Source organism: Catellatospora methionotrophica (assembly GCF_011297335.1).
Classification (GTDB): Bacteria; Actinomycetota; Actinomycetes; order Mycobacteriales; family Micromonosporaceae; genus Catellatospora; species Catellatospora methionotrophica.
This window is the reverse complement of the sequence record NZ_JAAOTJ010000002.1, coordinates 236934-260432: the sequence shown is the minus strand read 5'-3', so window position 1 is coordinate 260432 and position 23499 is coordinate 236934. Positions and strand designations below refer to the sequence as shown.

Here is a 23499-nt window from a genome sequence, read left to right as displayed (position 1 = left end):
CGCATCGACGCACTTCGGTTCGGGGCGAGGTGGACCGACGATATGGCCGCGGTCACCGCCGCAGAACCCGCAGGCCACGGGCTTGCACCAAGGCAAGGGATAACCCTCGTACGCAACTGGCACCGTCCCGCCGACACCCGTGCATGCAAGGGGTTTCCCTGTTTCGCGACAGGTCGTGGCCCGGCCAGGATGGTCACGGCCGCCATCGCCTACCGCACCCGTGGAGCCCCGGATGAACCTCGACACCGTGGTCGAGACCGTGTACGCCGCAGCGCGCCTGCACCCCGTGCCGGACCGCCGCTTCGGCATCGCCGTGGCCACCGTCGACGGCCGGGTGCACGGGCAGGGGTCGTGGCAGGAGCCGTTCGCCGTGCAGAGCATCGCCAAGGTGTTCGCGCTGGCGCTGGTGATCGCCGCGGACGGCGACAAGATCTGGGCCAGGGTCGGCCGCAGGCCGTCCAGCCGCCCGTACCACGCGATCTCCGAACTGGACGTCGAGTCCGGCATCCCGCGCAACCCGCTGATCAACGCGGGGGCCCTGGTCGTCGTGGACCGGCTGCTGGAGGTCACCGGTGGTCAGGCATGCCACGGCGTGCTGGACCTGATCCGGGTCGAGGCCGCCGCCGCCGGCGTGGAGATGGACGCCGCCGTCGCCGAGCACGAGCGGGAACGGTCCGAACGCAACCTGGCCCTGGCCCACCTGATGGCCGCGTACGGCAACCTGCACCAGGGCGTCGACCAGGTGCTGACGCACTACATCTGGCAGTGCGCGATCACGGCGAGCTGCCGTGATCTGACGCTGGCCGCGCTGCTGCTCGCGCGCGGCGGCGTGCGGGCCGACGGGCGTCGGCTGATCAGCCCGCAGGACACCAGGCGCATCAACGCGACCATGCTGGCCTGCGGCGCGTACGACGCGAGTGCCGACATCGCGCACCGCGTCGGACTCCCCCTGAAGTCGGGGGTGGGGGGAGGGATCCTGGCCGTGGCTCCCGGTGTGGGCGCGGTGTGCGCGTGGGGGCCCGGCCTGGATTCCTCCGGCAACTCGGTCTCGGGCCTGCTGGCGCTGGAGCACTTCGCCGCGCTGAGCGGCTGGTCGGTGTTCTGAGCGCTTGACACGACCGCACCCTAGACATAGCCTGCGGTCGAACTAGCAAGAAACTTTACCATTGCGCTGGAGGACGTCGTGCACCGTCGCGCCCGGCAAGTTCTGCTCGTATCCGCAGTCGCCGCCGTCACCGCCACCATCGGCCTCGCCTGGGTCGCCACCGCACCACCGGCCGACGCCGCCCCGGTGAGCCTGACCAGCGTCGTGCCCGTGCCGGTGACCGTCCAGCCCGCTGGCACCACCTACACGCTGCCCGCGTCCGCCGCGATCCAGACCCCGACCGGCTCGACGGCGGCCGCCGCCGTCGGCGCCTACCTCGCCGACCTGCTGCGCCCCTCCACCGGTTACGCGCTGCCCGTCACCACCGTCAGCGGCACCCCGACCAGCGGCATCGCACTGCTGCTGACCGGCGCGGACCCGAGCGTCGGCGGCGAGGGCTACCAGCTCGACGTCACCACCACGCTGGTCACCGTACGCGCGCAGACCGCCGCCGGGCTGTTCCACGGGGTGCAGACCCTGCGCCAGCTGCTGCCCGCTGCCGTCGAGGCGCGCACCGTCCAGCCCGGACCGTGGGAGCTCGCGGGCGGGCGGATCATCGACTACCCGCGCTACGCCTACCGGGGCGCGATGCTCGACGTGTCACGGCACTTCTTCGGCGTCGACACCGTCAAGCGGTACCTCGACGAGATCAGCCAGTACAAAATCAACACGCTGCACCTGCACCTGTCCGACGACCAGGGCTGGCGCATCGTCGTGGACGCGTGGCCGCGCCTGGCCACCGTCGGCGGCAGCACCCAGGTCGGCGGGGGCGCGGGCGGCTACTACACCAAGGCGCAGTACACCGACATCGTCAACTACGCCGCGGCCCGCCACATCACGATCGTGCCCGAGATCGACATGCCCGGTCACGTCAACGCCGCCCTGGCCTCGTACGCCGAACTGAACTGCAACAACACCGCGCCGCCGCTGTACACCGGCACCAGCGTCGGGTTCAGCTCGCTGTGCGTCGGCAAGGAGGTCACCTACACCTTCGTGCAGCAGGTCCTCGCCGAGCTGGCCGCCCTCACCCCCGGCCCGTACCTGCACATCGGCGGCGACGAGGCCAACAGCACCCCGGCCGCCGACTACCGCACGTTCATGAACCGCATCCAGCCGTACGTCACCGCCACCGGCAAGACCGTCATGGGCTGGCACCAGCTCGGCCAGGCCGACCACTCCCCCGGCCGGATCGCGCAGTACTGGGGCACCACCACCTCCGACGCCAACATCAGCGCGGCGGTCACCAAGGGCGCCAAGGTCGTGATGTCGCCCGCCAACAAGGCGTACCTCGACATGAAGTACAACAACCAGACCCCGCTCGGCCTGAGCTGGGCGGGGCTGATCGAGGTGCAGACGGCGTACAACTGGGACCCGGCGACGCTGCTGTCCGGCGTGCCGTCCAGTGCCATCCTCGGCGTGGAAGCGCCGATGTGGAGCGAGACCCTCACCACGCTCGCGAACATCGAGTACATGGCCTTCCCGCGCCTGCCCGCCCTCGCCGAGCTGGCCTGGTCGCCGCAGTCGGCCCGTAACTGGGACACCTTCAAGGTCCGCCTGGGCGCGCAGGGCCCCCGCTGGACCCTGCAGAACATCAACTTCTACCGGTCGACGCAGGTCCCGTGGGCTACCCCGCCCGCGACGGGCCGCGTCGAGGCGGAGTCCTACACCTCACAGTCCGGTGTGCAGATCGTCGCCGACGCCGCGGCGCACGGCGGCAACCGCGTCGGCTACATCGAGAACGGCGACTGGATCGCCTTCTCCGGCGTCAACCCCGCAGGCAGGACCGGCTTCACCGCCCGCGTCTCCTCCGGCGGCACCGGCGGCACCATCCAGATCCGCACCGGCTCCGCCACCGGACCGCTCATCGGCTCGGTGAACGTCGCCAACACCGGCGGGTGGGGCAGCTACACGGATGTCACCACCACCGTCTCCAGCGGATCGGGAGCGTTATACCTCGTCTTCACCAGCAGCGGCACCAGCCTGTTCGACGTCGACGACTTCGCCCTCACCGGCACCGCGACCAGCCCACCGCCGGTGAGCCGGGTCGAGGCGGAGTCGTACAGCTCGCAGTCCGGTGTCCAGATAGTCGCCGACGCGGCGGCGCACGGCGGGAACCGCGTCGGCTACATCGAGATCGGCGACTGGATCGGATTCTCCGGTGTCAGCCCTGCCGGGAAGACCGGTTTCACCGCGCGGGTGTCCTCGGGCGGATCAGGCGGCACCATCCAGATCCGCACCGGCTCGGCCACCGGACCGCTCATCGGCTCCGCCACCGTCACCAACACCGGCGGCTACGGCGTGTACGCCGAAGTGAGCACCACCCTCAGCGCCGGCTCCGGCCCGCTGTTCCTCGTCTTCACCAGCAGCGGCGGCACCGGCCTGTTCGACATCGACGACTTCGCCCTCACCGCCTGACCACCACGTCGTACCGTGGCCTACCTCTGTGGTGCTGTGCCCACAGCACCACATAGGTAGGCCGCACGCTATCGGCAACCGTCGCGTGGTCCAGGACGTCTACAGCGCATGCTTCGATTGCGTGACGCCGCCGTCACCGTGCTCTGCGTGGCGGTGCTGACGCCGCTGCTGGTCCTGTCGGCGGCAGCCACCGGGTTCGGGCCCCGGCACTGGTCCGGCGTGCGGCTCGCCGGGCTGCAACTTCCATTCCTCGACGCGGCCCCGACCTCGTCGGGCACCCGCGCGCAGGACCTGGACACGGTGACCGACGAACTGGTCGCGATGAGTTACCGGGGATGGACGGCGGCCTACTCAGTCGCCGGCGACCGGGTCCAGTTGGAGACGACCCGCCTGGACTTCTCGCTGTTCAGCACCCTCGGCAGCCGATTCGGTGGCGACACGGTCGGCGTCGTCTACAGCCCGCTGACCCCGCCCGTGGCGCCGGACCCGCCGGGCGACGGACCGGCCGCCGAGACGACCTGGCAGCGCACGAACCCGATCGGCACCTGGTTCACACTGCTGTTCGGCTTCCCCTGGCAACTCGGCACGGTGCTACTGCTGACCGCGCTCGGCTGGACGCTCGTTCTGCGCCGCCGGAGGGCGACCGAAAAGCTTTTCAACATACCTTTATAAAGGTATGTTGAAAAGCGTGTCCCATGATCCCGTCGCACTGACCGATCCGATCGCGATGCGGGCGCTGGCTCACCCGCTGCGCCTGGCGCTGCTGCGCCAACTGACGGAGGCGGGCCCAGCCACCGCCACCCAGCTGGCCGAACGCACCGGCGTCTCCGCTCCCTCCGCCAGTTACCACCTCAAACAACTGGCCAAGTACGGGTTCGTCGAAGACGCCGATCCCCCGGAGAAGGGGCGCGACCGGCCGTGGCGCGCACGAGGCCGTGGCATGCACTGGTCGGCCGGCGCGGGCGAGTCCACCGAGTTCGTCGCCGCGTCCCGGCTGCTGCGCGACGAGTTCACCAACCACGCGCTGACGTCGCTGCGGTCCTACTGGCGCGACGAGGACACCTACGACGCGTCCTGGCAGGAAGCCGCGTTCGTGCTCGCGGACACGGCCGCGATGACGGCCGACGAGGTGCAGGAGGTCAACGAGGAACTGCGGCAGCTGATCGCCCGCTTCCGCGACCGGCCGGACGGGCAGCGGCCGAAGGACGCACGGCCGGTGCGGCTGTTCGGATTCGGCGTGCCGGAGCAGCCGTGACCGGCCTCGCGGCGGTACGGCGGCACACCCGCGCCTACTGGACCTGTCACCTGCTGCGCTGGCTGCCGCTCGGGCTGGTCATCCCGGTGTTCGCGCTGCTGCCCGCCCAGCGCGGCCTGAGCATCGCGCAGGTGGGTGCGGTCTTCAGCGCGTACACCGCGACCGCGGCGATCCTGGAACTGCCCACCGGCACCCTCGCCGACGTGATCGGGCGCAGGCCGGTGCTCATCGCCGCCGCCGTGCTGGAGACCGCCTGCTTCGCCGGGTTCCTGGCCGCGCACACCGTCACCGGTTTCTGCCTGGCCATGGTGCTCGGCGGCGCGGGACGCGCCCTGAACTCCGGAGCCTTGGAGGCGTGGTACGTCGACGGACTCCACGCCCTGCGACCGAACGCCGACGTGCGCCGACCCGTCGGCACGGCGATGACGCTGACCAACGTCGCGGTGCTGGCCGGGGCGCTGACCGTCACCGTGCTGCCCTACCTGACCTCGGCTCAGGCCACCGGGCTGTTCGCGCCCGCGGCACTGCCGTTCCTGATCGCCGCGGCCAGCGGTGTGCCGCAGGTCGCCGCGGTCCTGCTACTGGTACGCGAGCCGCGGCGCGGCGGCACGTGGCGAGCGGCGCTGCGGGCGCTGCGCGGCTGCCCCGCGTTCGCCAGGGACAGTGTGCGCGTCGCGGTCCAGCACCGCGGCCTGCGGCTGCTGCTGACCGCCGGTATCGGCGTCGGTGTCGGCATCGGAGCGGTCGAGACCTTCTGGCAGCCTGAGTTCGCGCGCCTGCTCGGCGACCCGGCCCGCGCCACCGGAACACTGGGCGCGCTGGTCATCGCCTCGACCGTGGCCGGGATCGCCGGTGGGCTGCTGGCCGCCCGCGCGCCGGACAGGTTCGCCCGCCATCAGGCGCCGCTGTGCGCGGTGCTGCTGGCCCTGATCGGCGCGGCCGTCGCGGGAATGGCCCTGGCTCCGTCATTCGCCGTCGCGGCGGCCGCGTTCGTCTGCGTGTACCTGTTCCTGGAGATGCGCGCGCCGCTCGCCCAGGCCCTGCTGCACCGGGCCTGCCCGCCCGGACGTCGGGCGAGCGTGCTCTCGGCGTACTCGATGAGCACCAACGCCGGGGCGCTGCTGGCCACTGCCGGACTCGGCGCGGCGCTGGGCGGCCGGGGCGTCGGTGCCATCTGGCTGACCGCCGCGGCGGTCGTCGCCGTCGCCGGGCTCGCCTACCTGCCCCGGCACGTCACCGCACCGGCCGACCACCCGCGGGTCACCAGCCCGGCAGAGGGCAGGCTGGCGCGCGGTTAGGCAGCTCAGTCCTCGTCGAGGCAGAGGCAGAACGGATGTCCGGCCGGGTCGATCAGGACGCGTACGTTCTCCCGTGGCGAGGCCGCGCCGAGCGTGGCGCCGAGGGCGAGCGCGTCGGCGACGGCCGTGTCGAGGTCGCCGACCTGGAAGTCGAAGTGCATCATCGGGCGCTGTGCCCCGTCGACGGGCGGCCAGACCGGTGCCCGGTAGTCGCCGGCCCGCTGGAACACCAGGTACACGGCACCCTGCGGCGGTGCGACGATCGCCGTCCCCGGCTCCTCGTGCACGAGGGGCCAGCCGAGCAGTTCGGCGTAGAAGCGGGCCAGCGCGGCCGGGTCGGGTGCTTCGATGGCGGTGCCCCACCACATGCCCGCGGTTCGAGATCGCATCCTCGTATCCTGTCGCCGCGTAGGACGGGCGTCCACCGGACCTGCCGGGACATATGCTCGATGGCGTGTCCGACGACAGCGAGCGGCCCGCCACGGTCGACGACGTGCACGAGCTGGCCCTGGCCATGCCGCACGTGACCGTCGAGTATGCCGGTGAGAACCCCGTCTACCAGGTCGGCGGCAAGTCGTTCGTCTTCTTCCGCAACCCTCGGCCCGACGCGTTCGACCCGGACACCGGCGAGCGCTACCCCGACGTGATCGTCTTCTGGGTCGACTCCGACGCCGACAAGCAGGCCATGGTCCAGGACGAGTCCTCGCCGTACTTCACCACGGCGCACTTCAACGGCCACCCGTCGGTGCTGCTGCGGGCGAGCCGGGTCGGCGAGATCAGCCATGGGGAGCTGGCCGAGCTGGTGCAGGACGCGTGGCTGTCGCGCGCCTCGGCCCGCCGGGCGAAGGTGTGGCTGGCCGAGCACCCGCCGACCTGAGCCTTCAGCGAGCCTGGACCATGCGTACGGCCAGGTCGGCGTAGAGCGCGCCGATGTCGGCGGGGGCGCGGCGGCCGGACGTGCGGTACCAGCGGGCGACGTCGACGGTCAGCGACAGCAGCGCCAGGCCGGTGCCGGGGATGTCCGGGACGTCGAAGACGCCCTGCGCGACACCGTGTTCGAGGGTCGCCCGGACGAGCAGGTCCATCTCGTGGCGCAGCGCGGTGATCTCGGTGAGGTGCGCCGGTGCGAGGGCGTTCAGCTCGTACGAGATGACGCGGGCCGGGGTGTGGAACAGGGCGTGCCAGGCGGCGAAGTCGCCGATGACGTCGCGCAGCTGCTGGACGGGGTCGTCGCTGCGGGCGGCCGCGGCGCGCAGGGCTACCAGCGAGTGCCGGTGCCCGACCAGGCAGATGCGGTGCAGCAGCTCCTCCTTGGAGCGGTAGTGCACGTACACCCCGGCGGGGCTCATGCCGACCCGCGTGGCGATGTCGCGGGTGGTGGTGGCGTGGTAGCCGCGCTCGGCGAAGGCCTGCACGGCAGCGATGAGCAGCCGCCGGGCGGGTGCCGGGCTGACGTCGTGCCAGGCCCGCTCCAGCATCGCGACCTCGTCGAGGTCGGCGGCGGCGGTGTCCATCGGGGTCCTCCACGGCTCGGGGGAAGCGTTGACAGCACCCTTCCACACCGGCATCCTAAGCAAGCGCTTACTTAGTTCGCCAGTCCTCACCGTGGAAAGGGACACCAGACATGGCCTTCGCCTCCCTGGACGACGTACGTGCCGCCGCCGGCACCGTCGTCAGCACCAGCGAGTGGTTGGAGATCGACCAGCAGCGGGTCGACATGTTCGCCGAGGCCACCGGCGACCTGCAGTGGATCCACACCGACCCGGCCCGCGCCGCGTCCGGGCCGTTCGGCACGACCATCGCGCACGGATACCTGACGCTGTCGCTGATCCCGTTCCTGGCCGGCGACGCGCTGCGGGTGCCGGACGTGAAGATGGGCGTCAACTACGGCACCAACAAGGTGCGCTTCCCCGCCCCGGTGCCGGTCGGCTCGCGGGTGCGCGCGACGGTGAAGCTGCTGTCGGTCGAGGACGTCACCGGCGGCGTGCAGCTGACCTCGCAGGTGACCATCGAGCGCGAGGGCGGCGACAAGCCGGTCTGCGTCGCCGAGACCGTGTCCCGGATGTACCTCTGATGGCCGCCACGATGCGCGCCTGGCAGGTGCCCGCCAACGGCGAGCCGGGCGACGTGATGCGCCTGGCCGAGACGCCGGTGCCGACCCCAGGACCACACCAGCTGCTGGTACGCGTGAAGGCGTCCGCCCTGAACTTCCCCGACGTGCTGCTGGTACGCGGGCAGTACCAGGTGCGCCCGCCGCTGCCGTTCACGCCGGGGGTGGAGCTGTGCGGCGAGGTGGTCGCCGCCGGGGCCGACGTGACCGGGTTCGCCGAGGGCGACCGGGTCATCGGGACCACCGCGCTGCCGTCCGGGGCGCTGGCCGAGTACGCGCTGGTCGAGGCCGCGGACGCGTTCAGCGCCCCGGCCGCGCTGGATGACGTGCAGGCGTCGGCGATGCACATCGCGTACCAGACGGGCTGGTTCTCGCTGCACCGCCGGGCCCGGCTGCAGCCGGGCGAGACGCTGCTGATCCACGCGGGCGCGGGTGGCGTCGGCAGCGCCGCGATCCAGCTCGGCAAGGCCGCGGGCGCGACCGTGATCGCGGTCGTCGGCGGGGCCGCCAAGGCCGAGGTCGCCGCCAAGCTCGGCGCGGACCTGGTCGTCGACCGCCGCGAGCAGGACTTCGTCGGCGCGGTGAAGGCCGCCACGGGCGGGCGCGGCGCGGACGTGATCTTCGACCCGGTGGGCGGCGACGCGTACACGGGTTCGGCCAAGTGCGTCGCGTTCGAGGGCCGCATCCTGGTCGTCGGCTTCGCGGGCGGCACCGTCCCGACGCCGGGGCTCAACCACGCCCTGGTGAAGAACTACTCGATCGTCGGCGTGCACTGGGGCCTGTACCGGCAGCTCGACCCGGCGCTGGTCGGGCAGGCGCACGAGACGCTGTGCGGGCTCGCCGCCGACGGTGTCGTCCAGCCGCTGATCGGCGGCGTGCTCAGCCTCGACGAGGCCGCCGACGGCCTGACCCGCCTCGGCGCGGGCGAGACCGTGGGCCGCCTGGTGGTGAAACCGTGACCGATCCCAAGGGCCTCGACCTGTCCGCCCTGCGGTCGTTCCTGGACCGGGCCCGCCCCGGCCTGGTTGACGGCGAGCTGACCGGCGAACTCATCCCCGGCGGCAAGTCCAACCTGACCTACCGCGTCGCCGACGACGCGCAGCGCTGGGTGGTGCGCCGCCCGCCGCTCGGGCACGTGCTGTCCACCGCCCACGACATGTCCCGGGAGTACCGGGTGATCTCGGCGCTGGGCGGCACGCGGGTGCCGGTGCCGGGCACCGTCGCGCTGTGCGAGGACCCCGAGGTGATCGGGGCGCCGTTCTACGTGATGGAGCACGTCGACGGGACGGTGTGGCGTACCGCCGGGCAGACCTCGACGCTCGGGGCACAGCGGGTCGGCTCGCTTTCGCTGGCGCTGATGGACGTGCTCGCCGACCTGCACGCGGTCGACCCGGCGGCGGTCGGGCTCGGCGACTTCGGCAAGCCGGAGGGCTACCTGGCCCGGCAGCTGCGCCGCTGGAGCACCCAGCTGCAGCACTCCCACAACCGGGAACTGCCCGGCCTGGCCGAGCTGCACGACGACCTCGTGGCGCGGATGCCCGCGCAGGCCGCGCAGGTGTCGATCCTGCACGGCGACTACCGGCTCGACAACTGCATCGTCGGGCCGGGCGACCAGATCGTCGCCGTGCTCGACTGGGAGATGGCCACCATCGGCGACCCCCTCGCCGACCTGGGCCTGTTCCTCTGCTACTGGCGCATGTGGACCGAGCCCGTGATGGACGGCCTGTTCGGCGAGGCTCCCCCAGCCGGGATCTTCCCCTCCTCCGCGCAGATGGCGGCCCGGTACGCCGCCCGGCGCGGCGCGGACCTGTCACAGCTGCCGTGGTACGTCGCGTTCGCGCACTACAAGCTCGTCGGGATCCTCGAAGGCATCCACTACCGGTATCTCGCGGGCCAGACGGTCGGCGAGGGCTTCGACCGCGTCGGCGCCATGGTCCCGCATCTGATCACGCTCGGACACCGCACGCTGCAGGAGGCGTAAGACCATGGACTTCTCGTACGACGAGCGCACCGAGCAGTTGCGTGCCGACCTGCTCGACTTCATGGAGCAGCACGTCTACCCGGCCGAGGCCGTCGCCGAGCACCAGCTCGGCGAGATCGCGCCGTGGACGACGCCGCCGGTCATGGAGGAGCTGAAGACCGAGGCCCGCAAGCGCGGCCTGTGGAACCTGGTGCCTCTGGCACCCCATGGGCTCAGTCTGCCGCACCACCCGCTGGGTGCGGGGCTGAGCAATCTGCAGTACGCGCCGCTGGCCGAGATCACCGGACGCAGCCCGCACCTGGCCCCGGAGTCGATCAACTGCAACGCCCCCGACACCGGCAACATGGAGGTGCTGACCATGTTCGGCACCCCCGAGCAGCAGGAGCGCTGGCTCAAGCCGCTGCTCGCGGGCGAGATCCGGTCGGCGTTCTGCATGACCGAGCCGGAGGTCGCCTCGTCCGACGCCACCAACATCACCACCCGCATCGAGCGCGACGGCGACTCTTACGTCATCAACGGGCGCAAGTGGTGGTCGTCGGGCGCGATGAACCCGCGCTGCGCGATCTTCATCGTGATGGGCAAGACCGACCCGTCCGCCGACCGGCACCGCCAGCAGAGCCAGATCCTCGTCCCACGGGACACTCCCGGCGTCGAGATCAAGCGCGGCATGCAGGTGTTCGGCTACGACGACGGCTGGCACGGCGGCCACGCCGAGATCACCTTCACCGACGTACGCGTACCCGCCGCGAACCTGGTCGCGGGCGAGGGTGAAGGCTTCGCCATCGCCCAGGCGCGGCTCGGCCCGGGGCGCATCCACCACTGCATGCGGCTCATCGGCATGGCCGAGCGGGCTCTGGAGCTGATGTGCCGCCGCGCCACCGAGCGTGTCGCGTTCGGCAAGCCGCTCGCCGCGCAGGGCGTGGTCGGCGAGTGGATCGCCGAGGCCCGGGTGCGCATCGAGCAGGCCCGCCTGCTGGTGCTCAAGACCGCCTGGCTGATGGACACCGTCGGCAACAAGGGCGCGCACACCGAGATCCAGGCGATTAAGATCGTCGTGCCGGAGATGGCCGGCTGGGTGATCGACAAGGCGATCCAGGTGCACGGCGGCGGCGGCGTCAGCCAGGACTTCCCGCTGGCCCAGATGTGGGCCGGGGCGCGCACCCTGCGCCTGGCCGACGGCCCCGACGAGGTGCACAAGGCCTCGCTGGCCAAGCGGGAACTGCGCAAGTACAGCGCGGAGCGGAGCTGAGCATGAGGAGCGCGTACGCCGACCTCGGCGGACCCGTGCACCACGTCGACTTCGGCGGGCGGCCCGACACCCCGCCCGTCGTGCTGGTGCACGGGCTGGGCGGTTCGCACCTGAACTGGACGCGGATCGCGCCGCTGCTGACGCCGTACGCCCGGGTCAGCGCTCTTGATCTCGCCGGGTTCGGCCGCACGGGCACCGCGGCCGGGCCCACCACCGTGACCGCCAACGCCGAGCTGCTGCGGCGCTACGTCACCGAGGTCGTCGGCGAGCCCGCGGTGCTGGTCGGCAACTCGATGGGCGGCATGATCTCCACGCTGACCGCGGCCGCCGCCCCGGACGCGGTACGCGGGCTGGCACTGGTCGACCCGAGCGTGCCGATCGCCCCCAACGTCAAGATCGATCCGGAGATCCGGAAGCTGTTCCTGATCAACCTCGTGCCCGGTCTCGCCGGCTGGGCCATGCGCCGCCGCCTGGCCACCGTGCCCGCCCGGCGGCGCGTCGAGGAAACCCTCGCGATGACCTGCGCCGACGCGTCCCGGGTGCCCGAACAGGTCATCGCCGACGCGGTAGCGCTCGACGAGGAGATGGCGGCGGCGAGCCCGCGCCGGGCCGCCGGATACCTCGGCGCCAGCCGGTCACTGCTGCGCCTGCTGGCCCGCCCCGACGGCTACTGGCGGGCGATGGAGTCGCTGCGCATGCCGGTGCTGCTCACCCACGGCGTACACGACCGGCACGTGCCGATCGGTTCCGCCCGCGCGGTCGCCGCCCGCCTGCCCCACTGGACCTACGTCGAACTCGACTCCGGCCACGTCCCCCAGCTCGAACACCCCCAGGAGCTGGCCGGACACCTGCTCGCCTGGCTCCACGAACACGACCTGATCCCCGCGGAACCCGCGAGGTGAGCATGGCCGGACGTGGCGGCGGGCTCAGACGCGCAGCGTGCCGGTGACCGACAGGAGCTGAAGCTTCTCGTAGCTCTCGCTGCCCGGCGTGGCGGTGTAGACCAGCAGCGACTGGGACTGGTCGGGATCCAGCAACGTCTGGCACTGCAGCTCGATCGGACCGAGCTGAGGGTGCACGAGCCGCTTCGCGACGCAGTACGGGCCGGGAACCGGGTGGGCACGCCAGAGCTCGGCGAACTCCGGGCTGGCGCGCAGCAGAGCCTCGGCGATCGCACCCGCACGCCCACCCCCGCCGTCACGGGTGTACGCGCGATGCAGGTCGGCGGTGAGCTGGCTGCTGTGCACCGCATGGTCGTCCGGGTCGTACAGCTCACGGGCCGTCGGATCGGTGAACCACCGGTAGTGCAGGCTCCGGGCGAGCCCGGTGTACGCGGTCTCGTCGCCCAGCAGCGCCACGGCCAGCCGGGTCTGCGCCAGCGTCTCCCCCAGGTCGCTCACCACCAGCGCGGCGGCGTCGCCGAGCCCATCGAAGATCCGCATCATGCCCGGGTTGATGTGGTCGGCGCGCAGCACCCGCCGCGGCACGGGGTGCCCGCCGAGCCGGAACAGGTGGTCGCGCTCCTCCAGCGACAGCCGCAGGCCCCTGGCGATCGCGGCCAGCATCTGCTCCGACGGGTGCGGACCGCGCTGCTGCTCGATCCGGCTGTAGTAGTCGGTCGACATACCGCTGAGCGCCGCGACCTCCTCGCGCCGCAGGCCGCCGGTACGCCGCCGCTGCCCTCGGGGCAGCCCGACGTCCTCCGGCTGCAGCGCCTCGCGCCTGGTCCGCAGGAACTCGGCAAGTCGATCACGATGCATCACGCGGCTCCGTTCTCTGATCTTGTCAACAACGCCCCGGCCGGAGCTGTTTCCCCGCCGACGAGGATCACCCCGAGACGATCATGGCGCGCTGCGCGCCCCTCAGCCACGGACAGGTTGTGCCTGGTTACGGCCGTTCAGGGCCGACACAGTCGAAGCATGACCAACCCAGCACACCACCCACTCGGCCACTGGATCGGCGGCCGGATCATCCCCGGCACCGGCGAGACCATCCCCGTGACGAACCCGGCGGACGGCAGGGTCGTCGCCGAGGCGCCTGCGGGCACCGCCGCGCACGTGGACCAGGCCGTCGCCGCCGCCCGCGCCGCCTTCCCCGGCTGGGCCGCCACCGACCCGGCCGAGCGGGCCGCCGCCGTACGGCGCATCGCCGAAGGTCTGCAGGCCCGCGCGGAGGAGATCGCCGTGACGATCACCACCGAGATGGGTTCGCCCATCGCCATGTCCCGCACCGCCCAGATCGGCTTCCCGGTCGCGGTCGCCACCTCGTTCGCCGCGCTGGCCGCCGACTTCGCCTGGACTCAGCAGGTCGGCAACTCGCTGATCGTCCGCGAGCCGATCGGCGTCGTCGGCGCGATCACGCCCTGGAACTTCCCGCTCCAGCAGATCGTCTCGAAGCTCGCCCCGGCCCTGGTCGCGGGCGACACGATGGTGTTCAAGCCGTCGGAGGTCGCGCCGCTGACCGCCCGGATCCTCGCCGAGGTCACCGCCGAGGCGGGCCTGCCGCCGGGCGTCTTCAACGTCGTGTACGGCACCGGCGACGTCGTCGGCGAGGCCATCTCGGCGCACCCCGACATCGACATGGTCTCGTTCACCGGCTCGACCCGCGCGGGCCGCCGGATCTCCGAGGTCGCCGCGCAGACCGTCAAACGGGTCGCGCTGGAACTGGGCGGCAAGGGCGCGAACGTGATCCTCGATGACGCCGACCTGGCCAAGGCCGTCGACAAGGGCCTGATGATGGCGTTCGCCAACAGCGGCCAGGTCTGCGGCGCATGGCCGCGCATGCTGGTCCCGGCGGCCCGCCACGACGAGATCGTCGCGCTGGCCGTGGCCGCCGCGGCGCAGTACACCGTCGGGGTGCCGACCGACGAGGCCACCCGGCTCGGGCCGCTGGTGTCCGAGGAGCACCGGCGCAAGGTCGACAGCTACATCGAGCGCGGCATCGCCGACGGCGCGACGCTGGTGTTCGGCGGCCCGGGACGGCCCGACGGGCTCGACGGCGCGTACGCCCGGCCGACGATCTTCGCCAACGTCGACCCGGACTCGACCATCGCCCAGGAGGAGATCTTCGGGCCGGTGCTCACGATCATCCCGTACACCGACGAAGACCACGCCGTAGCCATCGCCAACAGCACGATGTACGGCCTGACCAGCGGTGTCTTCGGCGAACCCGAGCATGCCCTGGCGGTCGCCCGGCGGCTGCGCGCAGGCCAGGTCGACGTCAACGGCGCGCCGTGGAACGCCCTCGCCCCGTTCGGCGGCTACCGGCAGTCCGGCAACGGCCGCGAGTTCGGCCACCTCGGGCTGGAGGAGTACCTGGAGACCAAGTCCGTCCAGCGCTGACCGGACCGGTCCCGTCCGGCGGCGGTCCAGCCGCTGGACGGGACACGCTGGTCGACGGGTCGGTCACCAGCAGTGCTGATGGTTCACGCCTTCTTCGCGGCGGACGTGTCGACGCATACGATTCCCCTGTTGCCGTCCTGGTCGGCGAGCACCGTGAGCGAGGGCGAGTTGCTGTCGTCGACGACGGTGCCACCCGCCGCGACGGCGGCCGCGATGCGCTGCTCGGCCACCTCGGGCGCCACATAGACCTCGACATGGAACCGCGGTCGTGTGGCGGCGTGCTCGTCGGCGTCTCCGAACCACAGGTTCGGCACCCGGCCCGTGGCGTCGCGGATCTCATCGCTGGGGGACCCGTGGCCCTGCGACTCGGGATTTCCGGTCAGCAGGGCCGCCCACACCGGGGCGATGGTCGCGGAGCGCGCCGTGTCGAGGCCGAGCTCGATCATGCTGACCGCAGTCGGATCAGCGTCGACCTGGTGCTCGGCGGCGATCTCGGTGATCCGGCGCGCCAGGTCGACGTCCTGCTGGGTCACCCATTCGATGATGTGTTCAGTGCCCTCGCCGTCACGGTAGACGGCGTCGTCGGTGATCAGCTTGAGATCGACGTATCCGTTGCCCATCGATACACGCGGGTGGTGGCCGATCGCGTCGCCCGCCTCTCCCACCGCGGCGACGAACCGCGCGCCGATGCTGAAGCTGCCGACGAGATAACGCGCGTGCAGCCCCTGGGCCAGCTTGCGCCAGTCGGTCAGGTCGGCCTCGGCGATCTTCTCGCCCCGCAGCATGTCCATGGACAGGGACCTTATCCTCGACCCCAGCATCCGAACAGTCAGGATCACCGCCCCACGCGCCGTCTCCCCTGCGCTTGACGAGTTGGCAGCGTGTGAGCCCATCAGGAAGGCTCTCTACGTGGGCTATCGCGATGATCTGGATTCCGACGTTCAGCGCCTGCTGAACGAACTGTGCATCAAGCTGGGTTTCTGCCTGCCGCCCGACGACAACCGCCGACTGTGCGCAGCACCTCCCGGCGACGTGGACGCCTTCACCGATGCGGTCTTCGAGGCGGAGGGCATGGGCGACATGGCCTACGTCGACAAGCACCTCCGCCGCCAGGTACGAGAAGTCGTCGACCGGCACATGAGCCGATGGCACTGACCGTCGCGGGTTTCCGCAGCGGCGCCAAGCCCTGGCCCGATCGCCGTTATGCCGCCCCCAGCAGGCATTCATGAGCCGTCGGCGTTACGTGGCTCGCGGCGTCCCCGGCGGTTACCGCATCTGGAACAACAGGTCCGGCCGATGGTGGGGCGACCACTACGAGGTCTGCCCCGACGACCTGCTGGCTGAACTCAACGGCAACGGCGACTATGCCAGAATCACCGAACTGCTAAAGCGTTACCGCGCACTCAAGCGTTAGCGTCACAGCTTCTGATACCGCCCGCCAGCAGGACTGCGACGCAGTCGCCACGGGTCGTGGGCGCGCCGGGCGCCGCGACCGGATCTATTCACTGGATACGGGCTGGCAGCTGTGGCATTCTGCGTGCCGTGTCCGAGCTGAAAGTCCCCAAGCTGCACGACGATGAGGTCGACATCGACGCGCCGCTCGTGACGCGCCTGCTGTCCGAGCAGTTCCCGCAGTGGGCCGACCTACCCGTGCAGGTGGTCCCCTCATCGGGCACGGACAACGTGACCTTCCGCGTCGGCACGGAACTCGCCGCCCGGCTGCCGCGCACCCCGTGGGCCCAGGGCCAAGTGGAGAAAGACCTGACCTGGCTGCCCCGGCTGGCCCCGCAACTGCCCCTGGCCGTGCCCCAGCCGCTGGCCGTCGGCTCGCCGAGCGAGCAGTTCCCCTTCACCTGGGGCGTCTACCGCTGGCTGGAGGGCACGCCCTTCCAGTTGGACCAGCTGGCCGACCCGTCCGCCACGGCGCGCGAACTCGCCGCGTTCATCCACTGCCTGCAGCAGATCGACACGACCGGCGCCCCGGTCCCGACGGACGACCTGTTCAGCCGGGGCACCCCGCTGGCACCGCGCGACGAGCTGTTCCGCGCCGCGGTCGAGGAGATGCGGGACGAGTTCGACACCGGGCTGGTGCTCGCCGCCTGGGAGGCGTCCCTGGCGGTGGGCCCGTGGAGCGGGCCGCCACGGTGGATCCACGGCGACCTCATGCCGGGCAACGTGCTCATGGCCGACGGCAGGCTGACCGCGGTCATCGACTTCGCCACCGCACGCGCCGCCGACCCGGCCGGTGACCTGCTCGCCGCCTGGTACCTGTTCAGCGGCGACTCGCGGCAGGCGTTCCGTGACGCGTTGGAGATCGACGAGCACGCCTGGGTACGCGCCCGCGGCTGGACCCTGTCCCTGAAGATGATCGCGCTTCCCTACTACCGTGTCCGCAACCCGGAAGCGGTGCGTGACAGCCCGCGCTTCATCGCCGAACTGCTGGCCGACTTCGCCGCGGACCAATAGATCGACGTAGTCGGCCGGGTTGGTGATCGTTCGACTTGCCTGGTAGGTGGGCGTATCTTGAGCCGCGATACGCCCGTTGGCCAGGCAAGTCGAACGATCATGGCAGGCTGGTGCGGTGACCGTGGGTCACAGCGTCTCGGCGAGGAATTCGGCGAGTTTGGCTTCGGCCTGTGGTGAGCCAGGGCTCAGGTGCTCGTGCGGCTCGCCCTGCTGGTGGCCCTTCTCCAGCCACTTCATGAAGTCGCGGCGGGTCTGCGGATTCTGGACCTTGTTCTTGAGCCAGCCGGAGTCCTCCAGCTCGGCCTTGTTCGCGTCGCTCATGCGCTGCTGGCGCGGCGGCGGATCGTCCTGGCCGTACTTCTCCTCCCAGTAGTCGTCCCCACGGCCGCCGCCGCTGCCGTTGCCGCTCATCATCGCGGCGAGGATCGCCAGCGCACCCGCACCGGCGAGGGTGGCCAGGAAGTCGGCCGCGGCGGCGGTGAGCACGAGCTGGAAGCCGCCTCCGGCCAGCGCCGCCATACCCAAGGGCGGGAACCAGACCATGGCGAGCATCGCCAGTAGCAGCGAGGCGAGGAACAGGGTCTGGCTGATCGCGTCGAGGATGTGCGAGGTGAGGATCGGCTGGTCGGGTCCGCCCGCAGCGAGTCCGAGGACCAGGCTGCCGATTCCGGCGGCGATGCTGCCGAAGCCGGTGAGCAGGCGCAGTTCGGCGCGGACGGCGGCGTCGGCGGCGGGGGCTGCCAGCAGTGGGCGCAGCCGCCGGGCGGTGGAGTACAGCTGCCAGCCGAGCCAGCCGAGTCCTGCCACGGAGACGACCAGGACCAGCGGGAACACCCAGGGTTCGGCGAGCAGGCCCTGTACGCCGGAGAAGGTGGGCAGGCTGCCGGGCAGGAAGTACACGATGGCGGGCACGAGCAGCGCGGCCCATACGATCAGCGGCAGCCAGGGTTTGATCCCGCGCGGCGGGGTCGCGCCGTCGCGGCGGCGCACGGTGGTGCCCCGCCACGCCTGGGCGTCGGTGCCGTCCAGGGCGGTGGTGGCCTGCGCGACGGCCCGGTGCATGGGATCGTCGGGGGTGACCCGGGCGTGGCTGAACAGGGCGGCTCGGCGGGTCAGCGTGTACGTCCAGATGAAGTAGGGCGTCCAGGGCAGGCCCGCGAAGGCGTGCCCGCCGAGGGCGGCCACGGCGGGCCGCCCGGCGCGTTCGGCGGCGGTGAGCGTGTCGGGCCAGGCGCGTTTGCCCGCCAGCAGGGTGCGCCGGTCCAGGAACGTCGCGGCGGCCAGGGCGAGCAGCGGATACAGCCACAGCGCGTGGCGCAGGAACGCCAGCGGCGTGGCGAACGCGTTGATGACGCCCGCGCCGTCGGGGTCGGCGACCTCATGGTTGTACGCGGCGTGGTCGAGCCACGGGAACAGCAGCAGCGCGACGCCGGCCAGGCGCTGCAGGGCGCTGCCCCGGATCAGCAGGCCGACGCCGAGGCCGGCCAGGGCGCTCCAGACCAGGTGCAGGCTGATCTCGGGGCTGGGTGCGTCGGCGGAGAACGCGTCGATGTAGGACACCGGGGTCGGCAGCCACGAGGTGATCAGGTCGGGCAGTCCCCAGATCTGCACGAAGCCGAAGCCCTGCATCCGGGACCAGCCTTCGAACGGGCCGCCGCCGGTGACCGACGCGGCTTCGTCGGCGTGGCGCAGCAGCTGCTCGACGAGCCCGAATCCGGCTCCACCGGCCGCGCCGAGCAGCAGGAAGTCGGTCAGGCCCCACTGCGCGCGGACCTTGCGGTGCAGGAGGGCGAGCAGCGCGAACGGGGCGACCTTGGCCAGCTCCTCGATGAGCGGGTCGACGGTGTAGCTGGCGGTGCGCACGATCTCGGGCAGCGGGTCGCCGGTGAGCGCGGTCATGCCGCGGGTGTAGAGCATCTGCAGGCCGAGGGCGAGCATGCCCGCGCCGTAGAGCCCGGCGACCACACCGAGGACCAGCAGCGGCATACGCACCGTACGGGTCGCCGAGGCGAGCATCGTGAGCTGCCATACGCCGTAGCAGGCAGCGAACATCATGAGGACGGTCACGCCGGGCAGGGTAGCCGGTATCGACCACGCCCACTGTCTGGCAGGCGACTCGGTGTGCGCTGCTCAGGCCTCGTCCCAGTCGAGGCGGCCGTCGAGCACCGTTCGCCGCGACTTCATGAACCGGTTGCCGTACCGCATGGCCTCGTAGGTGCGCGACAGCAGGGCGTCGAGGTCGGGCCAGGTCTTGGGGAAGTCACGGCTGTCGTCGGTGGACGAGATGGTGACGTGGCCGTGTGTGTCGCTCTCGGCGTGGTCGACGGTCAGGACGCGCCCGCGCTGTCCTGCGGCCACGGGCAGCCACTGCCGGTTCCAGGTGTGCCAGTGGCGGGCCGCGTCCTCGGCGAGGTGCCGCCGCGACGTGGCGATCATGTCGGCAGTGCTCAGGAAGGCGTAGCCCGGGGCGAGGCAGAACGGCGGCACGGCGCGGCCTGCTCCGTTGTGCCAGCGCAGCAGCTGCTCGACCTCCTTGAGCAGGTCGGTGCCGAGGTGCGCGCGGACGGCCGCGAGGTCGGCGGCGGTCGCGGGCGCGGGCAGGTCGCGCAGGGTCAGCGGGGCGTGCTCGGCCAGCCAGCCGTCGATCGCCGCGAGCGTGGAGGAGAACGGCATGAGGCATTCAAGCACCGCGGCCACATTGCCGCACTCGTCCGATCGAGCGCGGTGCCGCGTACCGGACCGTCCAATGCGGTCGATGCGGCAGGGTGTACGTGTCGTGGCCGGGCACTAGCATCGGATGATGTGACCGACACAGTGCCGAAGACCCCCGCCCGCACCACCAATGTCCTGTTCGGACTGCTGGCCGTCGTCCCGGCGTTCGTGCTGCTAGTCAGCGGCTACGTCGTGCCCACGGTGCGCACCGCGCTGGCGAGCTTCACCGACGTCGACATGCTCGGCCGCGATGCAGAACAGGTCGGGTTGGAGAACTACACCGACGTGTTCCCCGACTTCGGGGGTTCGTTGGTCTGGCCGCTGGTCTTCGCCGTGCTGGCCACGCTCACCGCGGTCGTCGGCGGCGGCGTGCTGGCCTATCTCGCGGCGCGGGGTGGCCGGGCGGGGCGGTGGACGGCCCGGATCGCGTTCGCGCTGCCGATGGCCGCCCTGGGCACCGCGGGCGCGGCCATCGCGTGGGTGCTGGCTTACGAGCCGACCCGCGACAGCATGAACCCGATGCTCGCGCAGTACATCACGTTCTTCGGGCTCGCCGTCGGGCTCGGCACCACCGCGTTCCTGCTGGTGTTCCGGCACTCGACCCGGCCTGGTGGCACCTGGTCGGCCGGGTTGCTGGTCACCGGTGTCATCGCGGCTTCGGCGCTGGCGATCGGGCTGCAGTCGTTCGGCTTCCCCTACCTGCTGGGCAGGGGCGCCGAACGGTACGCATCCCCGGTGCTGCTGATCTTCGATCATGCGTTCCGGACGTTCCGGCTGGGCTCGGCGTCGGCGGGTGCGATCCTGCTGTGGCTGCCGCTGGCGGTCCTCGGCATCGGCATCGCGGTCTGGCTGATCGTGGCCCGCGCCCGGATCGTGGCCGCGGACCAGCCCGCCCCGGCGGAGCAGCCCCCGTCCACGGTCACGGGGTGGCGGGCGGCCGCCGCCGTCGCCACCGGCGGGCTGCTGGTGCTCGGCCTGGCCGGGCTCGGCCCGTGGCTGCTGAGCACGATCGACTTCGACACCGCGGCGGTACGCGGCAACCTGTTCGCGCACCTGTCGTCGACCTGGCTGCCGCCGCTGATCTCCACGGTCGTCGGGGTGCTCGCCGCGGCGCTGGCCGGGTACGGCATCGGCGCGCTGCGGCCGCTCGGCGAGCGCAGCGCACTGCTGCTGCTGCCGTTCGCGCCGTGGCTGTTCACCGGGCTGGCCGGGCTCGCGCCCGACACCTGGATGCACCGCACCGACGACGGCAGCGCGTTCCTGTTCCTGATCCCGCCCGCCTCGCTGACCATTCCGGTGCTGTTCGGGTCGGCGCTGCTGTTCCGGGGCGTGCGCTGGACGCTGGCGCTGCCCGCCGTCGGGCTCGCGGCGCTGATCACGTGGATCGTCCAGGCGCAGGACACGCTGTGGCCGATCATCGCGGGCTACGAGGTCGACAGCAACCCGATGCAGGTGGTGGTGATGCAGGCGGTGCAGATGTTCCGGCGCGGCGGCGAGGTGCCGCTCGGCTGGCTGTACCCGCTGCCGGTCCTGCTCTTGGTCGCGGCGGTCGTCGCCGTGGTGCAGGTGCTGGTGCTGGACCGGCTCGCGCTGCGGACCGGCCGTGACGCCGTTGCCGCCGCGACGCCCGCGGACTCGGGCAACTGACGTCGTCGGGCCGGTGTGGTCCGGGACCGAAGTCCTGGACCACACCGGCCCGATCAGTTCGAGGGGTGTTCCGCTAGGTCAGCAGCCGGTCAGACGACCCGGCTGGCTGCGCCCCACGGTGATTTCGACCCCGCCGGGCCTTTTGCCTGGCAGGTCGAGGCGAAACGGTCGTGGTGGTAGTCGAGCTGTTCGCTGCGCGCGCTCTGCGGAACCCGCTGCCAAGCGCCCTCGCTGGTGGTCCACCAGCTGCCGTCGGTCTTGGCGAACGTGTTGATCGTCGATGACATGGGGGTCACCAGGCCTTGGTGCCATCGCGCGAGCATCGCCTCATGCGTCATTTCCGTCAATGCGCCCAAATCGGTACGTTCGGCCGCAAGATCGTCGACAGACACAGGTGCATTCCTTACGCAGAAGCCGGGGGTCTCCTCGACTATGCGCTGCGCAGCGGTGATTGAGCAAGCTTTCGCAGGACCCGATGTGGTCTCAAGTAGCGGGCCGACCGCTCGGCGAGGCGGGAAGCGGGCTCAGCCACCGGCCGGACGGCGCAGGCCCAGACGCACCAGGAGCAGCCCGGCGACCGCCGTGACGGGGCCGATGAACGCCCAGATCCGCTGCCCGTTCATGCCGCCGGACTGACCGAGCAGATCCAGGCCCTGCAGGGTCCACACGATCCCCGACAGAACCAGCAGCACCCCGATCACCAGCCACACCCAGCGCATGATCTCTCCTCGTCGACGGCGGGCTCATCCTCGCACGGAAGTCATTCGATCACACGCGGGCGGTCCGCTCGCGGCGCGGCTCAGGTCGTGCAGTCGATCCAGGTCCAGAAGCCGTCCGGGGTGTTCTGCAGGCACCAGTCCGCGTACGCCGGGGACGCCCCCAGCACCCCCACCACCAGCACCGGCACGGTTCTCTTGATACGACGCGCTATCGGAACCACCCCTCAGCGTCACCGACGATGCACCGAACGTAGCGGCTCCATCTGTTCATGTCAATGCACGGATCGACATCGCGGTACGTCGCTAGAATCGCCGGATGCCCGTCCTGGTACGCGACCTGGTGCCCGCCTTCCTCGGCTTCTGGCAGCAGGCCGCCGACGCCCCACCGAACCGGCAGACGCGACTGTGGCGGGAGTACGCCGCCCGCCACCCCGAGGTCGCCGACGACGTGACCCGCGGCGGCGGCGAGCCCGATCCCGGGCCCGCGCTCGCCCGCTACCCCGAGCTGATCGGGCGGATCACCGCCAACGCACCGCTCGCCGCAGGCTGGATCACCGAGGCCTACCGGCTGGTGGCCCCGCCGCTGCGCGCCGAGGACCGCACCGTGCCATGCGTCAGCATGGTCGGCCTGGCCAGGTCCAACGGCTGGGTCAGCGAGGTCGGCGGCAGGCACACCCTGTTCCTGGCCGTCGAGCAGATCCCCGACGTCGACGCGGCCCGCATCCTCGCCGCGCACGAGATGGCGCACGCGCTCCAGTTCCCGCTACCCGCGACGCCGTGGCCGCAGCACGGCCCGCTCGGGCAGGCCGTGTTCGCCGAGGGCTTCGCGACGCTGCTCACCGCCGAACTGCTGCCGGAGTACGGCCTGGCCGAGCACCTGTGGTTCGGCCCCGGCCACGACGCCTGGCTGCACGAGTGCGAGCGGCTGCTGCCCGTGGCCCGCGCCGAGATCCTGTCGTGTCTGGACACGACGGACGGCGACGCGGAGCGGCGCTACCTGACCCTCAACGCCGGGCACCGCCTGCCCGACCGGATCGGCTACCTGGTCGGGGTCCGCGCCCTGCAACAGCTGCGGCGCGCGTACACCTGGCCGGAGCTCGCCCGCTGGGACACCGGCCGGGCGACGGACGAGCTGCGGCGGGCCCTGGCGGGATGAGCGGCG

The 23499-nt window shown here is 71.6% G+C and carries 25 protein-coding genes; 17 read left to right on the top strand and 8 right to left on the bottom strand.

Annotated elements, in window-relative coordinates; all coding sequences use genetic code 11:
• The first annotated feature begins 232 nt into the window (after positions 1-232).
• The 5 genes from glsA (at position 233) to HAV40_RS08500 (ending at position 6112) form a co-directional block, all read left to right on the top strand.
• Positions 233-1105, top strand: coding sequence for a glutaminase A (gene glsA / locus HAV40_RS08520; RefSeq protein WP_166380324.1), 873 nt, complete (start codon positions 233-235; stop codon positions 1103-1105).
• Positions 1106-1183: 78 nt separating this feature from the next.
• Complete coding sequence (locus HAV40_RS08515; protein WP_166380323.1) at positions 1184-3559, top strand: family 20 glycosylhydrolase; 2376 nt, start codon at positions 1184-1186, stop codon at positions 3557-3559.
• 108 nt (positions 3560-3667) lie between these two features.
• Positions 3668-4231 carry a hypothetical protein gene (locus tag HAV40_RS08510; RefSeq protein ID WP_166380322.1) on the top strand — a complete coding sequence of 188 codons (564 nt, stop codon included), beginning with the start codon at positions 3668-3670 and terminating at the stop codon, positions 4229-4231.
• Between the two features lie 16 nt (positions 4232-4247).
• Positions 4248-4814, top strand: a complete 567-nt coding sequence (locus HAV40_RS08505; RefSeq protein WP_203670892.1) for an ArsR/SmtB family transcription factor — start codon at positions 4248-4250, stop codon at positions 4812-4814.
• Positions 4811-6112, top strand: coding sequence for an MFS transporter (locus tag HAV40_RS08500; protein WP_166380320.1), 1302 nt, complete (start codon positions 4811-4813; stop codon positions 6110-6112). The genes HAV40_RS08505 and HAV40_RS08500 overlap by 4 nt, the downstream gene beginning before the upstream one ends.
• 5 nt (positions 6113-6117) lie before the next feature.
• Here the strand turns inward: HAV40_RS08500 and HAV40_RS08495 are convergent, their stop codons facing one another.
• A complete protein-coding gene (locus tag HAV40_RS08495; protein WP_239085694.1) occupies positions 6118-6501 on the bottom strand; it encodes a VOC family protein in 384 nt (127 codons plus the stop codon).
• 65 nt (positions 6502-6566) lie between these two features.
• On the opposite strand from HAV40_RS08495, the gene HAV40_RS08490 reads away from it, so the two are divergent.
• Positions 6567-6989, top strand: coding sequence for an MmcQ/YjbR family DNA-binding protein (locus HAV40_RS08490; protein ID WP_239085695.1), 423 nt, complete (start codon positions 6567-6569; stop codon positions 6987-6989).
• 4 nt (positions 6990-6993) lie between these two features.
• On the opposite strand, the gene HAV40_RS08485 is transcribed toward HAV40_RS08490, so the two are convergent.
• Positions 6994-7626, bottom strand: a complete 633-nt coding sequence (locus HAV40_RS08485) for a TetR/AcrR family transcriptional regulator (RefSeq protein WP_166380318.1) — start codon at positions 7624-7626, stop codon at positions 6994-6996.
• A gap of 110 nt (positions 7627-7736) precedes the next feature.
• Between HAV40_RS08485 and HAV40_RS08480 the strand changes: the two genes are divergently transcribed.
• Genes HAV40_RS08480 through HAV40_RS08460 form a run of 5 tightly spaced genes read left to right on the top strand, consistent with a single transcriptional unit; the run spans position 7737 to position 12354 of the window.
• Positions 7737-8186 (top strand): MaoC family dehydratase, encoded by a 450-nt coding sequence (locus HAV40_RS08480; protein ID WP_166380317.1) that lies wholly within the window; start codon positions 7737-7739, stop codon positions 8184-8186.
• Entirely contained in the window at positions 8186-9181 is a 996-nt protein-coding gene (locus tag HAV40_RS08475; protein WP_239085696.1) for an NADPH:quinone oxidoreductase family protein, read from the top strand. Before HAV40_RS08480 ends, HAV40_RS08475 begins: the two co-directional genes overlap by 1 nt.
• Positions 9178-10203, top strand: coding sequence for a phosphotransferase family protein (locus tag HAV40_RS08470; RefSeq protein WP_166380316.1), 1026 nt, complete (start codon positions 9178-9180; stop codon positions 10201-10203). The genes HAV40_RS08475 and HAV40_RS08470 overlap by 4 nt, the downstream gene beginning before the upstream one ends.
• Positions 10204-10207: 4 nt before the next feature.
• Positions 10208-11452, top strand: coding sequence for an acyl-CoA dehydrogenase family protein (locus HAV40_RS08465; protein WP_166380315.1), 1245 nt, complete (start codon positions 10208-10210; stop codon positions 11450-11452).
• Between the two features lie 2 nt (positions 11453-11454).
• Positions 11455-12354 (top strand): alpha/beta fold hydrolase, encoded by a 900-nt coding sequence (locus HAV40_RS08460; RefSeq protein ID WP_166380314.1) that lies wholly within the window; start codon positions 11455-11457, stop codon positions 12352-12354.
• A gap of 24 nt (positions 12355-12378) precedes the next feature.
• Here the strand turns inward: HAV40_RS08460 and HAV40_RS08455 are convergent, their stop codons facing one another.
• Positions 12379-13212 (bottom strand): helix-turn-helix transcriptional regulator, encoded by an 834-nt coding sequence (locus HAV40_RS08455; protein WP_166380313.1) that lies wholly within the window; start codon positions 13210-13212, stop codon positions 12379-12381.
• A 159-nt stretch (positions 13213-13371) separates the two neighbouring features.
• On the opposite strand from HAV40_RS08455, the gene HAV40_RS08450 reads away from it, so the two are divergent.
• Entirely contained in the window at positions 13372-14793 is a 1422-nt protein-coding gene (locus HAV40_RS08450; RefSeq protein WP_166380312.1) for an aldehyde dehydrogenase family protein, read from the top strand.
• A gap of 83 nt (positions 14794-14876) precedes the next feature.
• On the opposite strand, the gene HAV40_RS08445 is transcribed toward HAV40_RS08450, so the two are convergent.
• Positions 14877-15578, bottom strand: a complete 702-nt coding sequence (locus tag HAV40_RS08445; protein ID WP_203670893.1) for a 4a-hydroxytetrahydrobiopterin dehydratase — start codon at positions 15576-15578, stop codon at positions 14877-14879.
• 124 nt (positions 15579-15702) lie between these two features.
• On the opposite strand from HAV40_RS08445, the gene HAV40_RS08440 reads away from it, so the two are divergent.
• From HAV40_RS08440 to HAV40_RS08430, 3 genes are all read left to right on the top strand, one after another.
• Entirely contained in the window at positions 15703-15948 is a 246-nt protein-coding gene (locus HAV40_RS08440) for a hypothetical protein (protein WP_166380311.1), read from the top strand.
• 70 nt (positions 15949-16018) lie between these two features.
• Positions 16019-16207 (top strand): hypothetical protein, encoded by a 189-nt coding sequence (locus HAV40_RS08435; protein ID WP_166380310.1) that lies wholly within the window; start codon positions 16019-16021, stop codon positions 16205-16207.
• A 128-nt stretch (positions 16208-16335) separates the two neighbouring features.
• Positions 16336-17259 (top strand): aminoglycoside phosphotransferase family protein, encoded by a 924-nt coding sequence (locus HAV40_RS08430; RefSeq protein WP_203670900.1) that lies wholly within the window; start codon positions 16336-16338, stop codon positions 17257-17259.
• Positions 17260-17385: 126 nt separating this feature from the next.
• Here HAV40_RS08430 and HAV40_RS08425 read toward each other — a convergent pair whose 3' ends face one another.
• Positions 17386-19326 carry a PrsW family glutamic-type intramembrane protease gene (locus tag HAV40_RS08425; RefSeq protein ID WP_166380309.1) on the bottom strand — a complete coding sequence of 647 codons (1941 nt, stop codon included), beginning with the start codon at positions 19324-19326 and terminating at the stop codon, positions 17386-17388.
• A gap of 63 nt (positions 19327-19389) precedes the next feature.
• On the bottom strand, positions 19390-19932 hold the full coding sequence (locus HAV40_RS08420) for an SMI1/KNR4 family protein (RefSeq protein ID WP_166380308.1): 543 nt from the start codon (positions 19930-19932) through the stop codon (positions 19390-19392).
• A gap of 129 nt (positions 19933-20061) precedes the next feature.
• Between HAV40_RS08420 and HAV40_RS08415 the strand changes: the two genes are divergently transcribed.
• Positions 20062-21618 carry a carbohydrate ABC transporter permease gene (locus HAV40_RS08415; RefSeq protein WP_166380307.1) on the top strand — a complete coding sequence of 519 codons (1557 nt, stop codon included), beginning with the start codon at positions 20062-20064 and terminating at the stop codon, positions 21616-21618.
• Positions 21619-21707: 89 nt separating this feature from the next.
• Here the strand turns inward: HAV40_RS08415 and HAV40_RS08410 are convergent, their stop codons facing one another.
• Together HAV40_RS08410 and HAV40_RS08405 are read right to left on the bottom strand one after the other, a co-directional pair.
• On the bottom strand, positions 21708-22010 hold the full coding sequence (locus tag HAV40_RS08410) for a hypothetical protein (RefSeq protein ID WP_166380306.1): 303 nt from the start codon (positions 22008-22010) through the stop codon (positions 21708-21710).
• Positions 22011-22142: 132 nt separating this feature from the next.
• On the bottom strand, positions 22143-22337 hold the full coding sequence (locus HAV40_RS08405; RefSeq protein WP_166380305.1) for a hypothetical protein: 195 nt from the start codon (positions 22335-22337) through the stop codon (positions 22143-22145).
• 316 nt (positions 22338-22653) lie between these two features.
• Between HAV40_RS08405 and HAV40_RS08400 the strand changes: the two genes are divergently transcribed.
• Positions 22654-23493: a hypothetical protein gene (locus HAV40_RS08400; RefSeq protein WP_166380304.1), complete on the top strand. Its 840-nt coding sequence runs from the start codon at positions 22654-22656 to the stop codon at positions 23491-23493.
• Positions 23494-23499: the final 6 nt, after the last annotated feature.